The organism is Ekhidna sp. (assembly GCF_965221965.1).
Lineage (GTDB): Bacteria > Bacteroidota > Bacteroidia > Cytophagales > Cyclobacteriaceae > Ekhidna.
Window position 1 is genome coordinate 672,661 of record NZ_OZ244926.1, and the last position, 13,945, is coordinate 686,605.

Here is a 13,945-nt window from a genome sequence, read left to right on the forward strand (position 1 = left end):
GTGGCTCCCCACCTCCAGCCGCACCAATTAAAAAGCAAGGCCTCATGATCCCTCGCTGATCCAAAGCCTTGCTTTTTACCCACGCCACTTCTTTGATTGCTTTCTTTTTTCTCTTTTTTCTTTTGGGGTTGTATTAGCTGGGGTCTCGTTTCCGCTTGAAAGCTTTCACCATCCATTTTAGCAACACAGATATACTAAAGCTCACAATAGCTCCTACAGTTGCAAGAATGATTGTTCGAAGAATATCAGATGAATCAAGATTGATTGCTACGCTTAACAACGTGCCTCCAACTGTTCCGGCTTTCGTTCCTGATGCTATTTGATGATCACTCATCTTTCTCACATTGATCCTTGACAGCTGTTTGACTAACAGCACCTAATACAGTTCCACCTGCAACCAGGTAACCACCGACTGCAACAATCCCTGCCGGTAAAGCAATGGGAGAAGCCAGAATGGCACCACCAGCTGCAGCAATACTCAGCCCAATTGTTCTTAGCACCTTAAAGAATTTTGGAGTGGGTGCTTTCACTCTATCAACTACGTTCATATCGATTTGATTTTGAATGGTTATGAATACCTCCTCGTCTAGATTCAGAACTTCAAAGAGGAGGTTTTGAAGTTTCTCAGTGGCCTTCTTAGAAGAAGAGCCAATTCCCGGAGCATCTAAGCTGCTTACCGGTGCAATGCATCCTTTCAGTTCCTTCAAGGCATTGTTTGCGGGATGAATCAGGATGCCTGATCTTCCTTCCACATTCTCGAGAATCAAATGAGTTCCTCTGGTCTTGGTGTAGCGCTTGCTTACCTCGTAGGTTCCTTCCGGAATGCATGAAACGTTTCTCCGATTATGGAGCCAGGGAAGCTCGATGGTGAAGCAGACCAGCTGCTCACCATGGTAGAGCTTCCCATTAGTCCCATTTGAGTGATAGGTTCGAAGGAGCTTAAGCCTCATCGACCTCAATTAATGTGAGTGGATTGTAAACTCCATTTTTCAACGGATACATAGTACCGTTCACTTCCTGCATGAATTCCAATCCAAGCACCAGGAACAAATCATCCGGGGATCCAGCTGTCACATTTGCCACCAAATCAAATGTTGCTTCGTTCTGTGGACCCAATACGATCTCTGCACTTTCAGCTCGGTTGAACTCGATCTCCTCGGTTTCGAAATTCACAATTGCAGCACCGGCTACAATCTTCATGTGAGTTGCTCCCTGTGGAAAGGCGATCGTATTGCTTGGGATGAAATCCGGGATAGTTACGGTCAGCGTACCAGCTCCTCGATCAATCACAGATGAAAAAGGAGTGTACATGGTAGCACTCAACTTTCCATCATTGTTGAAATCGAAACCTACCAATAGATCCAAATCTCCATCCTGCACCGTTCTTTCTCCTCGAGCATTCGCCGCATCAGATTGTACAACCTTCAGCATTTCCCGAGTGAGGCGGCTAGCCACCTTGCTATCAGACGCGTTCTGAAGCATCAATCGAAAAGCATTCCGGAGGATCCTCCCGGCTTTGCCGGCACGACCGAATTCAGATCCGTTTTCACGGGTTCTCTGGAACGCTGGATCGTTCCTTATTCGATCACCGTCAACGCCTCCTTTTTCCCTGGCTAAATAGCCATCTTTTGATTTGTAAAAGGACACATCCCCGATGGTTCCTTTCAGTTTAATGATTCCTTTTTGTCTTGCCATAAGTACTTAAAATTTGGTTTATGGCTGAAATGAAGCATATTTAGAAATGCTCCACAATTATGCGTTTCCGATAACGGTAGCATTTGCAGGGATTTGCCATAGATGCCGTATGGATAAAGCATAGATGGAGTATGAGAAAGACGAAATGAGGCTAAAACGAATTATAATTTACCCGAAGGATATCCAGCGCATTACAGGAAAAAGTGAGCGCTTTGGTAGACTTATGATTCAACGAATCAAAGAGCATCTAAAAAAAGACGATCACCATATGGTGACCGTCCAGGAGTTTTCGCTTTATACCGGAATAGACCAGGAACTCGTGGAAGAGTTTATTGATTAACCGCCTTCTTTGGTTGCTCGGTGAGTAGTCCTTTCAGCTTAAGCATGTCATCGCTTACTTTTCTTTGGACCACCTTCGCATAGATCTGTGTAGTTCGGATGTTCTTGTGCCCTAACATTGAGCTAACAGTTTCGATGGATACACCATTGGTAAGAGTTACCGTAGTGGCGAAAGTATGCCTGGCCATGTGAAAAGTGATATGTTTATCAATTTCACAGATCGTGGCAAGCTCCTTTAGATATGCATTCATCTTTTGGTTAGAGATTATCGGAAGGATTGAATCTGAATTTAAGACAGCTGGATTATTCTCATATTTCTCAATGATCTCCAATGCCTTGGGTAGAAGAGGGATATTGCTGTCTGTTCCGGTTTTGGTTCTTTCGGTGAATATCCAGTGCTCTCCATCAATTCCTTTCGATATGTCTTTAGGTGAAAGCTTCTCAATATCAGCGTAAGACAGCCCTGTATAGCAACAGAAAACAAAAACATCCCGGACTTGATCAAGTCGTTCTACTCCAAGCTCTTTGTTCTCGAGTCGTTCAAGCTCTTCCTTATCAAGAAATCCTCGTTTAGTTTCTTTTAGCTTCACTTGATACTTCATGAAGGGATCTCGATCCATCCATTCGTTCTTGACAGCCAGGTTAATGATCTTTCGAAAGTTCCGGATGTATTTGAGAGTGGAATTGTGATTGCATTCCTTAACCGTTTTGAGATAGAATTCAAGATCAGTTACAAACTGAAATCGGATCTCATTCAAAAACATGTCATCGAGTTTGTATTGATGCTGGATGAACTCTTCGACATGCTTTAAGGTTGTTTCGAATCGTTTATAAGTTCCGAGCGCAAAGTCCTTTCCAACTTGCTGCTTAACCATTTCATTATGATACCTGAAGACTTCAAGAATGGTCTTTTTCTTTTCATCAATGTCATTGTATAGATCTTTGATCTTTTTAGCGGTGATTACAGAGTCCGAATCTTCAAGCTTTGAATGAATCCTGTTGATTTTTACTTGAATCGTATCTAGGTGCGAATTGATTGTCCTGGCATCCTCCTTATTCCCTTTCACACGTCCAGCCTTTGCATCCCATCTTTCCGGTTCAATTGATCGCTTAACCGATTGCTCAGCACGTTTCCCATTAACGGTGATTCTGAGATGTATAGGTGCTTTTTTAGAAGAACTTCGGGTGTCTTTTTTGAGATAGAAAAGTAAGCTAAAGGTGTGATTCATAACCGTTTTGTATTAAATACTCATTTAATTTAATCAAAAATGAGCTAAAATGGAATAAATTGATGTAATTTATTATCATGTAATAAACTGTATATCAATTAGTTATAAATAATTCGGTGCGTAATTGAATTTTTACAATTACGCACCGAATCACGCACCTAAATTATGATAATGATTGAATTATTTGAAGTGATGATAAATAAAAAACCCTCCATACATACCGTATGGAGGGTTTTGGTGTGATTTGATCATCACTAAGTGGAGTCGGAGGGATTCGAACCCTCGTCCAGCTAAGGAAACCATAGGCACTCTACATGCTTAGTCGTTCTTGCTTTATCTTGTACAGCCAGCTGGCGAACAACAACCTACTGACCATACCAGTCGCTTAATTTCACCGGAGGTCCACGACACTACTCCTGGCTATTCCTTATGTTCGACACCCCAAATTCCAACCCTAAGGAAGGAGGTCGGTGGGATGTGGCAGGGGGAGCCTTGTGGCTCAACCCTGTATAATTAAAACATTTAAGTTCTAATTAGGCTGCCATAGCGTAGTTAGACTCGCCAATTACAATTTTGAGTGCATTTATCAAGGATGTACACTCGCCACCCTGCATGCTAGCATATGCTTTACACTTCCTGTCGATTCCGGTCGACCCCATTATTTTCAAAGAACAAACACCAATGGCCAATCTCAAAGAAACAATTCAAAGACAAAGGTAATACTTCCCCGGGCGGTAATATGACAATCAAAAAAGGATTTTAGTTCAAATATTAGCGGGTATAGGATTTCTTAAACTCTTCTATGCAAATAGAGGAGCCAAGTAGGATCAGGTGGTCTTCCTTGCTGATTACAGTTTGGCCAGAAGGAGCGGGAATAATGCCCTTACTATTGTCTTTCACTCCAATTACAACAGCACCGGTTTTGTCAGTGATGCGAAGCTCCTGTAGTGTTTTGTCTCTGTAGTCTTCTTTCAAATCCTCGTAATCAATTTCCTCTAAGTGGTAATCCATGCCCGAAACTCCATTAATAAGATTTAGAAACTCTATGACAATGGGACGAGTGATGATGTGAGCCATGTACATTCCGCCAAGTACATCCGGCATAATCACATAGTCGGCACCTGCATGATGTAGTTTATCCTGTGTTTCGTTACTAGAGGTACGGGCAATGATTTTAATGTCCGGGTTGAGGTTTCTGGCGGTTAATGTGATGAAGACATTGATCGAGTCGGATGGGGTAGTAACGATTATCGCCTTTGCCCGCTCAATACCAATTGCTTTAAGGTGTTCATCTTTTGTAGCATCACCTATGTACCATTTCATGTCTTTGGGAAAATCATCCGCCTTAGACTCATCATTGTCGATGATCACAAATTCGGTTTTCGTCTCCTGTAACTCTTCACAGGCGCGCTTACCATTGCGTCCATACCCGCACACGATTACATGGTTCTTTAGTTTGTTGAGTTTCATGTTTGATCTAAGCTTCTTTAAGACTTCATTTAATCTTCCCTCAAAGAAATAAACGGTCACCACTGTTAGTATATAAGCAAACAGCGTGACATTGAAGATAATGTAAACGGAAGTAAATATGCGTCCTACAGGACTCAATTCTTTCACTTCTGTGAACCCCACTGTGCTGATGGTAATGACGGTCATATAGATTGCATCGATGATATTCATGTCCTCGATGTAGGAGAATCCAACGATCCCTACAGTGAGACTCATCACAAAAAAGATGACCGCTGTAATTAGGCGTTTTAAATGGGTATTCATAACCGGTAAGAAATACCTTATGAAGATAACAAAATGATGGGATAGAGAGGAAGTTTGTTCCAGTCTCCGATAACTTATTTTTCTCTATCGAAGTATAGCTTAATCTTCAACTTCCCATACCATGAAGGTTTTTCACCTGAGGGGTAGGTTTCGTCATACATTGTGAATATGTACTGATCACTGATTTTTTCAATAGCATAAACTTGTTTGCCTCCCTCAAATCCGGGCACTTTAGCAAAATCAGGAGAAGCGACAAAGTCACCGTTCTTTACTTCATAGGAGCCGCTGTTGAATGCAAATGATTTAAATCCGGCTTGTATTTCATCTTCTGTTGGATTGGACAGGTTTTTGAATGCTACCCGTGCCTTTAATCCGGGATTGTAAGCAATTGCGTATCTCTCAGGTGAGAGGATAAGAAAACCTGATTGAGAGGGATTTACTTCGATGGTAGTATCTGCATAGATATAATCTATTCTTTTAAGTGAGTAGCTCCCAAGAAGCTCTTTTTTGGTAATCTTCTGCGTGTAAGCAGATATGCAAATAATGAAAAGTGTGGTGGTTAGGATTAGGTGCTTTTTCATCTGTTTTTGACTACTAAACTTATCCGTGGATAAAAACCCTTACTTAGATTTCCACAGAAATGTGCATGTCAGTATCTTGCCGTTCTGATGGAGAATTTTGTGGTATCGGCGCGTAAGTATAGACCTCTTGGTTTCGAAGAGGTAGTGGGGCAGGAGCATATAACCACCACGCTGGAGAATGCGATCAAATCCAATCATTTGGGGCAAGCGTTATTGTTTTGTGGTCCGCGAGGGGTTGGAAAAACCACCTGTGCTCGTATTCTGGCCAAGACGATCAACAATTTTGAAAGTGAGTCCGGTGACAGCACGAACAACTTCAATATTTTCGAGCTGGATGCTGCATCAAATAACTCAGTAGAAGACATTCGAAACCTGATTGATCAGGTTCGCTATCCACCGCAGCAAGGACAATACAAGGTGTACATCATTGATGAGGTGCACATGCTGTCTACACAGGCATTCAATGCGTTTTTGAAGACATTAGAAGAGCCGCCTGAATATGCCATTTTCATTCTTGCCACTACTGAAAAGCATAAAGTGATCCCGACGATCCTTTCCAGATGTCAGATCTATGATTTCAACCGGATTGAGGTCACGGATATCGTGAAACAGCTGGAAAAGATTGCTGCAAGTGAAAAAGTGGATGCGGAAAAAGAAGCACTGCATTTGATCGCGCAAAAAGCTGACGGAGCATTGAGAGACGCTCTTTCTATCTTCGATTTGATCACGACTTTTTCGTCTGATGGAAAGATCACCTATCAGGATACGATCAAGAATCTGCACATTCTGGATTATGACTATTACTTCAAATTGGTGGATGATCTGCTAGCTCAAAATATGTCAGGAGCCCTGATGCTTTTTGATGAAATCCTGCGGAACGGATTTGATGGAAATAACTTCCTGAATGGTTTTCAGCAGCACCTACGGAACCTACTGGTATCAAAAGACGAAAAAACAATCACTTTGCTAGAGGTGACGGAAAACCTGAAGGCAAAATATGCTGAGCAGGCAGCTAATTGCAGTCCCTCATTTCTACTTTCGGCATTAAATATTTCTAATCAGTTTGAACTCAATTACAAACAAAGCAAAAACCAGCGGTTGCATGTAGAGCTTTGTCTGATGAAGCTGGCTCATTTGTCCAATGCACTCACTCTTAGCTCCTCTGATAATGGAGCAAAAAAAAAAGGCCACATAGTGGCATAGACCAAACTGAAGAAGCAAAATCGAATCAGCCTTCCCGACAGGTAAGTGAAAAGCCGCAAGCAAAGGAAGAACCTGAGTCAAATAGCGATACTCCACCGCCATCAACAGAGGAACCACCAGTTGCGGATGCTTCTCAGGAAATAGAGCGTGCTCCCAGACCTAGCCCAATAGTAAAACCTTCGGAATCGGATAAACCTAAGGAGACCCCAAGTATTTTCGGGAGGAAGAAAAGGAAGGATGAGGCCGAAGAAGTTTCTCCTGTAACAGATAAAAAGGAAACGGATTTTTCCGATGAAGAGCTACAGAAGGCCTGGGTCGCTTTTGGCGAGCAAAAAGCGGATGCAGGGGACACAGAAAAGCTGATCCTGGGTAAGCAGATGAAGAAAGGTGAAGACCATAGTATCATACTACTATTGGGCAGTCAATTGGAGGTTAGCTTCCTGGAAAAATTTGATACAGAGCTGGTGCAATACCTGCGTTCTGAACTCCACAATGATCACATTGTCATTCGTACGCAAATTGAGGAAATCAAAGATGAGAAAAAGCTCTATACCAGCACCGATATCTTCGATTACATGGTGAAACAAAATCCTGATCTCAAGGACTTAAAAGATCGGCTGGGGCTGGATTTTGATTATTAGTCTTTTTGTAGACATTGCTCAGCTTAGATTAATCACTCTATTTTTAATCTTATTTTTTATTAAATAAATCCAATAACTCTTTTGTGTTCGTAAGTGAAGCAGAATCAAAAAATAAATACTTACAAACATGAAAAATTTAAAATCAATATTCACATTACTAATTGTCGCAGTTATTATGGTTAGTTGCGGGGATGATGATGGTGCATCTATATCTACGGAGACGGGGACTCAGGTTTCATTTGATTTATTCGATTTGACTGCTGGAGGAGCATTGGGAACAGCCACATTTGCTGAGCTTTCCGATGGTTCCACCAAGGTAACTATCGATATGACTAGTTCTCTCCTGGTTGGTGATCACCCGATTCATATCCATGAAAACACAGCTGCGGAAGGAGGAGATATCGCGATTACGTTAAACCATGTGGACGCAAGTGGGATGAGTGAAACTACCGTGAATATGCTGGATGATGGAACTGAGATCATGTATAGTGAACTCATATCATTCGATGGGTACATAAATATTCACTTAAGCGCTTCCGAGCTTGCAACCTTAATTGCGCAAGGTGATATTGGTGTAAACGCTTTTACTGGTGAGTCAATGTCTTATAATTTAAATGAAGTGGATGTTGCTGGTGTTTCAGGAACGGTTATGTTACAGGAACGAGTAAGTGGGGAAACACTGCTTTCCATGAATCTGGATAATACAGAAAATGGAGAGGAGCACCCTGCGCACATACACATGAATACTGCTGCTGAAGGTGGTGATATTGCTGTCACTCTACAAAGTGTGAATGGAACAACTGGAATGTCAAGAACAAATATTTCCATGTTGGATGATGGTACCATGATCAGTTATGATGATCTAATTGATTACGATGGTTATATTAATGTTCATGCTAGTGCCAGTGATCTGGCTACTCTTGTTGCTCAAGGAGACATTGGTCAAAATGCCCTGACTGGAATGTCTGAAACTTATGACTTAAATGAAGTGGATGTTGCCGGTGTTTCCGGAACAGTTACCTTCAGCGAACGCATTAATGATGAAACTCTGATAATGATTCAGTTGACAGGAACAACAGATGGAGATTCGCATCCCACGCATATTCACTTAAATTCAGCGGCTGAAGGTGGTGATATTGCCATTACCCTGACTAGTGTGAATGGAACGAGCGGTATGTCAAAAACGAATGTCACATCACTTAACGATATGACAGATATCACTTACTCAGATTTAGTGACTTTTGATGGGTACATAAATGTTCATCAAAGTGCTGAAGATTTGGCGACACTAGTAGCTCAGGGAGATATAGGTGCGAACGCAGGTATGTAATTTTTGAAATCAAATTCCAGATATAAAAAGCGGCTTTTGGGTCGCTTTTTTTATTCGCTATCATAGACCTTCAACTCCTGACCTACATTCAGGTCAAAGCCAGATAGATTATTCAGGTCTACTACTTCATCCACAGTCATGCTATATTTTCTTGAAATCGCATAAACCGTTTCGCCAGGTTGTACTGTGTGATTGATGATCTTCTTACCGGCTGAAGCTTCCTCGATCGGTGGCTTCACCTGAATATTCTGACCGATGCTGATGGCGTTTGGGTCAGGAAGGTGGTTCCATCTGAGTAAATCCTCCATTTCTACTTCGTAAAGTCTGGAGATGCTCCAAAGTGTTTCACCAGCTGCAATCGTATGAATCTTTACTTTGTTCAGTCGTTCCTCCTTCGTATCAACCACCGGCACGATGATGTCAGGGACTTCTTCTTCAATGACTTCCTCATCTATTGGTTCTTCCACAGATTCTTTGGTGATCACCTCATTCTCTACTTCACTGGTTGAAGCTGTTGGTCTTGCGGCTGGTTTAGTAATAACTGGATTGCTTAGCTCATGGTAAGCAATCGGTTCATCAGATGGCCGAGTCTTGTCCATCCATAGCACTCTTCCCGGCTTCAACTCATCAATGATACTCATTCGGTTTCGCTTAGCAAGTTTGGATAGTCGAATCCCATACTGCTGAGATATCTCCCAAAGTGATTCATTTCGCTTAGCTACATGAAAGCCGATTTTTGCCCTTCCCTTCTTCTTTTTGATATAGTAAAATTCATTCGGGATAATGGTATCCGACTCACCCATATCATTGTACTTTCTGAATCGTTTTTCTGAAATTCCTGCACGTGCAGAAAGACTGTGGACATCATCCTTTTCTCTAGCCAGGATGGATGGAATGCCATTTAGTGGAATAATTGTGGACTTGTTGGCTTCCGTTATTCCCGGTTTGAGCTCTGTTGGATAAACTTTCTTCTCAGGCTCTGAAATTTTATTGCGTTTGGTGTTATTGTGTGCAATGGCTCTCTTTGGTGGTGTTCCCTGCCGTGGAATAAGAACGCTATACGTTTTATCATTAGGAACATCTCCACGCTTCAGCCATTTATTGTATTTCTCCAGTTCATCCAAATCTACCTTTTGTTCTTTGGCAATTTGGGAAAGGCTCTTACCTCCGGCATCTGTGATTTCATCCAGCCAGATGCCTTCCGAGTGCGGTTTGCCCACGTGTGCTGAAAAAGCCACCACATGTGCGATGAATTTCTTCACATACCAGTGAGTGCTGTTGTTAATGGTCATGCGTCGGGCATCCTTATTGGATTCATCTACATATTTTTGAGCGCCCCCACGACCGGTGTTGTAGGCCATTACCGAGTAAACCCAGTTTTTAAGAAAAAAATTATGGCTATTAAGATACTTGGCTGACCCTCTGGAAGCGGAAACGATATTTAGTCGCTCATCCACATTACGATCCACTCTAAGTCCGACTTCACGTGCGGTAAAGTCTTTGAACTGCCAAAAGCCAACTGCATTGGCCGAAGACACAGCATCTGAGATCAACGCACTTTCCTGTATCGCCAGAAACTTGATTTCATCAGGAATATTAGAATCTCCATGCTCACGTTCAATGATTGGAAAATACAGATTCATCCGATCTACCAGGATATTAAAGTAGGTCTGACTCTGAGTAAGTCGATCCACATCTTTCTGGATTTGTTTGCGGGTGGACTCATTGATGGAAAGTCTAAGGTCACCGAGTATCATCTCGCTTGGTACCGTTTGAGCAATACTGCTAAATGTGATAACCAATAGCACTATCCAACTCAAAAATCGAAAATCGAAAATCGAAACTCCCTTCATATTTTTCTTAATATCATCAAACCATCGCGGATGGGAAACAAAACGTTCTGTACCCTTGAATCCGTATGAACCTTCTTATTGAAGTCACGAATGGCCTCCGTGTCTTTATCATTCTTGGTTTTATCAAACACTTTACCACTCCAGAGTACATTATCCGCAATGATAAAGCCTCCCGTAACAACCTGATCAATCACCAGATCAAAATAATTACCATAATTAGACTTGTCCGCATCTATAAAAACCAAATCCCAGCTTTCTTTTAGTGTTGGGATTACTTCCATCGCATTTCCAATCTTCATTTCAATTTGGTTTGCCCAATCGGATTGGTTGAAATATGCTTTTGTCCGTACGGATAACTCTTCGTTATTGTCAATGGTAATGAGTTTTCCCTGAGGTTGCAATCCTTCAGCCATGCATAACGCGGCATACCCGGTATAAGTACCAATTTCAAGGATGTTCTTTGGCCGGATCATGTGTGAAAGCATCGACAACACACGTCCTTGGAGGTGACCGGAAAGCATGCGGGGTTTTAAAACATGGAGGTGAGTTTCCCTGTTGATCTGCTGAAGCAAACCAGATTCAGGCTCAGAGTGATCTTCAACATACTTTTGAAGATCTTCAGGTAAAAATTCCATGTACGTAAAGATAAAGATTTACTTTTTGGAAAGCTTACTTTTAAGTTTTTCTAAAAAAGAAAGATCTTCTTTGTCTCTAGCTTTGGATCGTTCTTTTATCGCTTGTTTTTTCAGTAGAATCAGATCATCTATATCAACAACATTGATATCTACACCGTCAACACCTCTAGTCACTTTGCGACTGTAGGCATAGTCAAAATCAAAGCTCCCAACAGTTTTAAGTATTTCAATTCTCAGTGGCGGATCACCAATTCCTATCATTTTTGGAATCAAAAACATTTCAGTTGCCAGTTCCTCTCTAGGTATTCCATATTCAACACAGGCGTTTAACATACGATTTGCATTGGAATCACTTGCATGAATAAAAATGTCCAAATCGTTTGTTCCACGAATATGACCGTAAGCACCCATGGCATACCCTCCAATAAGCAAGTATTCAACTTGATGCTTATTCAAGGAGTTGAGGAAATCCTTATAATGAGTAGGAAACTGATTGTTTTCACTCATTTTTCAATGAAATAAATTTTCCTTGAATTTGGTTGATTCTTAATATCTACACCCATCATTGCGCATTGCGCTGCTATCGCTTTAAAATACTCGCTTAAATTGTCAGCCAAGGGTCGTTTTAACGCCGCTTGGACTTCTAATTCAATCGGGTCTTCATTTGAATCTACATACGAAATAGATCGTGTCTGCATGATATAAAGATATGATTATTCCGGCAGATATGTCAAGGCACTCATCTGTTCTGTAGGAAGATAGCGAGTAGCTAATTCCTGAATATCGCTGGCTGTGATGTTATCGATTGTTTCAAAAACACTATTAATGTCTGGTATTTTGTTCAGATCCAGCTGACTTTTAGCCATCATCAGCATCATGGCGTTTTTATTTTCTTCCGATAATGCCATTTGTCCTTTGATCTGGTTTTTGGCCTTGTGTAATTGCATGCTTCCAAGCGGCTTTTTTTTCAGAGCTTCGATTTCCTTTAGAATGATCCGCTGGCTCTTTTTTAAGTTTTTTGGGTCTGTGGCGAAATAGATAGCAAACTGACCAGTCTCCAGGTATGGCGCATAGTGGGCATCTACTCCGTATACCAAACCGTGTTTTTCTCTCAGACTCAAGTTGAGGCGAGAGCTCATGCTTGGTCCTCCAAGTAAGTTTACCAAAAAGAAAAAAGGAATGCGATTTTCGTCTTTAATGCTCAAAGATGGCATCCCGATGGCAAAATGCGCTTGCGTAATTGGTTTCCTGATTTCCTTTTTGGAGGGTACATATCCACTAAACCAATTCCGTGCTGGTGTATGGTTCTTATGCGGAATCTCTTTCAGGTATTTATTTGCCAGTCGCTCGATTTTTTTTGCTGAGTAATTACCTACACTTGAGAGGATGATTTTTTCTGTGTTCAGGTTGCGGTCTAAGAAGGAACGAAAGTCACCCTGATGAAAAGATCGGACCGTTTCTTCTGTTCCGAGAATATTTTTTCCGAGCGAGTGATTGGGAAAGAGCTGTTCATCAAACTCATCTCCTATGGCATCTTCCGGGGTATCCCGATACATGCTCATCTCCTCTAAAATCACCGAGCGCTCCTTTTCAATTTGCTTTTCAGGGAAAGTAGAATTGAATGTGATGTCTGCGAGCAGCTCTACTGCTTTATCCAAATGAATATCTAGCAGCGTCGCATAGAAACAGATCTTTTCTTTGGTCGTATAGGCGTTTAGTTCCCCTCCCAACGATTCCAGCCTGTTGATGATGTGGTAGGAATTTCGCTTGGCTGTTCCCTTGAAAGCCATATGTTCCAAGAAGTGTGCAAGTCCTTGTTCTTCAGGCGTTTCATCGCGGCTGCCTATGTCCAGCATGATGCCTACATGGGCAATTTTGGTTTGTGGGACTTCCTGGTGGATGACTCTTATGCCGTTCGGCAATTCTATCAGCTCGTATTCCTTCTTGCTCATGGGGGTGCAAAGGTAGAGCTTAAGTTTTTAGTTGTAAGTCTAAAGTTTCAAGTATGGCTATTTTAAATTGCATAATTCCCCCTTGGAAGAGAGTGAGGGGGATGTAAAGAAGTTTCTTTAAAAGGAGGGATAAAGGGAGGTTGATTCACTCCTTCCCCGGCAGCTTCTTCATCGCTTTAGACACTCCTCTCCAAATCTCTTGTTTGTCGTAGATCGGGTTCATCTCCATGTATTTTACTGCATTTGATCGCCAAACCAGCTCTGAATTCTCACGATCAATCACATCGATTACCAAGCTGCCTTTCAGGAACTTTTGATACTCCGGGTAGAGCATCGTTAGCCATTCCCGTTCTCCTTGATAGGTACCGTCATAAAATCCATTGAAGTTTCCTACCTCAGCAGAATCTTCCTCGATGACCATGAAAAAGTTGACCATCAAATCAGATGTATCATCACCTTGCTGGTACCCCTTTTCATACATATTAAAAGCAATAGCATTAGCGATTTCATCCACCACTTTTTTATCATATAGATAGTCAGGTCCCTGATAAGTGACTTCACAGCCCTCCAGCCAACACCAGGTTTGAAAGTCATCAAATGATTGATAGGGCTTCTGGTACGTCTTCACAGTAACCGCACAGGCTGAGAATACAAAAACAGAAAGAAAGAAAATGACCTTTTTCATGCGTTTAATTTTGATGCAAGGTCAATAAT

At 41.7% G+C, this 13,945-nt stretch carries 15 protein-coding genes and 1 other RNA gene; 4 read left to right on the forward strand and 12 right to left on the reverse strand.

Annotation, left to right across the window (positions count from 1 at the left end; genetic code table 11):
- Positions 1-133 precede the first annotated feature (133 nt).
- Genes ACOQON_RS03345 through ACOQON_RS03355 form a run of 3 tightly spaced genes read right to left on the reverse strand, consistent with a single transcriptional unit; the run spans position 134 to position 1,695 of the window.
- Entirely contained in the window at positions 134-334 is a 201-nt protein-coding gene (locus ACOQON_RS03345; protein WP_420577506.1) for a hypothetical protein, read from the reverse strand.
- Positions 327-950 carry a DUF5675 family protein gene (locus tag ACOQON_RS03350; RefSeq protein ID WP_420577507.1) on the reverse strand — a complete coding sequence of 208 codons (624 nt, stop codon included), beginning with the start codon at positions 948-950 and terminating at the stop codon, positions 327-329. The genes ACOQON_RS03345 and ACOQON_RS03350 overlap by 8 nt, the downstream gene beginning before the upstream one ends.
- Positions 940-1,695 carry a hypothetical protein gene (locus ACOQON_RS03355; protein WP_420577508.1) on the reverse strand — a complete coding sequence of 252 codons (756 nt, stop codon included), beginning with the start codon at positions 1,693-1,695 and terminating at the stop codon, positions 940-942. The genes ACOQON_RS03350 and ACOQON_RS03355 overlap by 11 nt, the downstream gene beginning before the upstream one ends.
- A 124-nt stretch (positions 1,696-1,819) precedes the next feature.
- Between ACOQON_RS03355 and ACOQON_RS03360 the strand changes: the two genes are divergently transcribed.
- Positions 1,820-2,035 carry a hypothetical protein gene (locus tag ACOQON_RS03360; protein WP_420577509.1) on the forward strand — a complete coding sequence of 72 codons (216 nt, stop codon included), beginning with the start codon at positions 1,820-1,822 and terminating at the stop codon, positions 2,033-2,035.
- Here the strand turns inward: ACOQON_RS03360 and ACOQON_RS03365 are convergent.
- The 4 genes from ACOQON_RS03365 to ACOQON_RS03380 all read right to left on the reverse strand — a co-directional run bounded on the left by ACOQON_RS03365 (position 2,025) and on the right by ACOQON_RS03380 (position 5,617).
- A complete protein-coding gene (locus tag ACOQON_RS03365) occupies positions 2,025-3,263 on the reverse strand; it encodes a site-specific integrase (protein ID WP_420577510.1) in 1,239 nt (412 codons plus the stop codon). The two genes, ACOQON_RS03360 and ACOQON_RS03365, sit on opposite strands and share 11 nt — an antisense overlap.
- A 256-nt stretch (positions 3,264-3,519) precedes the next feature.
- Positions 3,520-3,920, reverse strand: a transfer-messenger RNA (tmRNA) gene (ssrA, locus tag ACOQON_RS03370).
- A 114-nt stretch (positions 3,921-4,034) separates the two neighbouring features.
- Entirely contained in the window at positions 4,035-4,988 is a 954-nt protein-coding gene (locus tag ACOQON_RS03375; RefSeq protein ID WP_420577511.1) for a potassium channel family protein, read from the reverse strand.
- Positions 4,989-5,110: 122 nt separating this feature from the next.
- Complete coding sequence (locus tag ACOQON_RS03380) at positions 5,111-5,617, reverse strand: hypothetical protein (RefSeq protein WP_420577512.1); 507 nt, start codon at positions 5,615-5,617, stop codon at positions 5,111-5,113.
- Between the two features lie 87 nt (positions 5,618-5,704).
- Here ACOQON_RS03380 and dnaX point away from each other — a divergent pair, with 87 nt between their 5' ends.
- From dnaX to ACOQON_RS03395, 3 genes are all read left to right on the forward strand, one after another.
- Positions 5,705-6,820: a DNA polymerase III subunit gamma/tau gene (dnaX, locus tag ACOQON_RS03385; RefSeq protein ID WP_420577513.1), complete on the forward strand. Its 1,116-nt coding sequence runs from the start codon at positions 5,705-5,707 to the stop codon at positions 6,818-6,820.
- Between the two features lie 377 nt (positions 6,821-7,197).
- Positions 7,198-7,461: a hypothetical protein gene (locus ACOQON_RS03390; protein WP_420577514.1), complete on the forward strand. Its 264-nt coding sequence runs from the start codon at positions 7,198-7,200 to the stop codon at positions 7,459-7,461.
- Between the two features lie 127 nt (positions 7,462-7,588).
- A complete protein-coding gene (locus ACOQON_RS03395; RefSeq protein ID WP_420577515.1) occupies positions 7,589-8,791 on the forward strand; it encodes a hypothetical protein in 1,203 nt (400 codons plus the stop codon).
- A gap of 50 nt (positions 8,792-8,841) precedes the next feature.
- On the opposite strand, the gene ACOQON_RS03400 is transcribed toward ACOQON_RS03395, so the two are convergent.
- From ACOQON_RS03400 to ACOQON_RS03420, 5 genes are all read right to left on the reverse strand, one after another.
- The gene (locus ACOQON_RS03400) at positions 8,842-10,644 is read right to left on the reverse strand and encodes a LysM peptidoglycan-binding domain-containing protein (protein WP_420577516.1); all 1,803 of its coding nucleotides are present in this window, start codon (positions 10,642-10,644) and stop codon (positions 8,842-8,844) included.
- A complete protein-coding gene (locus ACOQON_RS03405; RefSeq protein ID WP_420577517.1) occupies positions 10,641-11,279 on the reverse strand; it encodes an O-methyltransferase in 639 nt (212 codons plus the stop codon). The genes ACOQON_RS03400 and ACOQON_RS03405 overlap by 4 nt, the downstream gene beginning before the upstream one ends.
- Before the next feature lie 18 nt (positions 11,280-11,297).
- Positions 11,298-11,786: a nucleotidyltransferase gene (locus tag ACOQON_RS03410; protein ID WP_420577518.1), complete on the reverse strand. Its 489-nt coding sequence runs from the start codon at positions 11,784-11,786 to the stop codon at positions 11,298-11,300.
- 206 nt (positions 11,787-11,992) lie between these two features.
- On the reverse strand, positions 11,993-13,231 hold the full coding sequence (locus ACOQON_RS03415) for a M16 family metallopeptidase (RefSeq protein WP_420577519.1): 1,239 nt from the start codon (positions 13,229-13,231) through the stop codon (positions 11,993-11,995).
- 145 nt (positions 13,232-13,376) lie between these two features.
- Positions 13,377-13,916 (reverse strand): DUF4136 domain-containing protein, encoded by a 540-nt coding sequence (locus ACOQON_RS03420; protein WP_420577520.1) that lies wholly within the window; start codon positions 13,914-13,916, stop codon positions 13,377-13,379.
- Between the last annotated feature and the right edge of the window lie 29 nt (positions 13,917-13,945).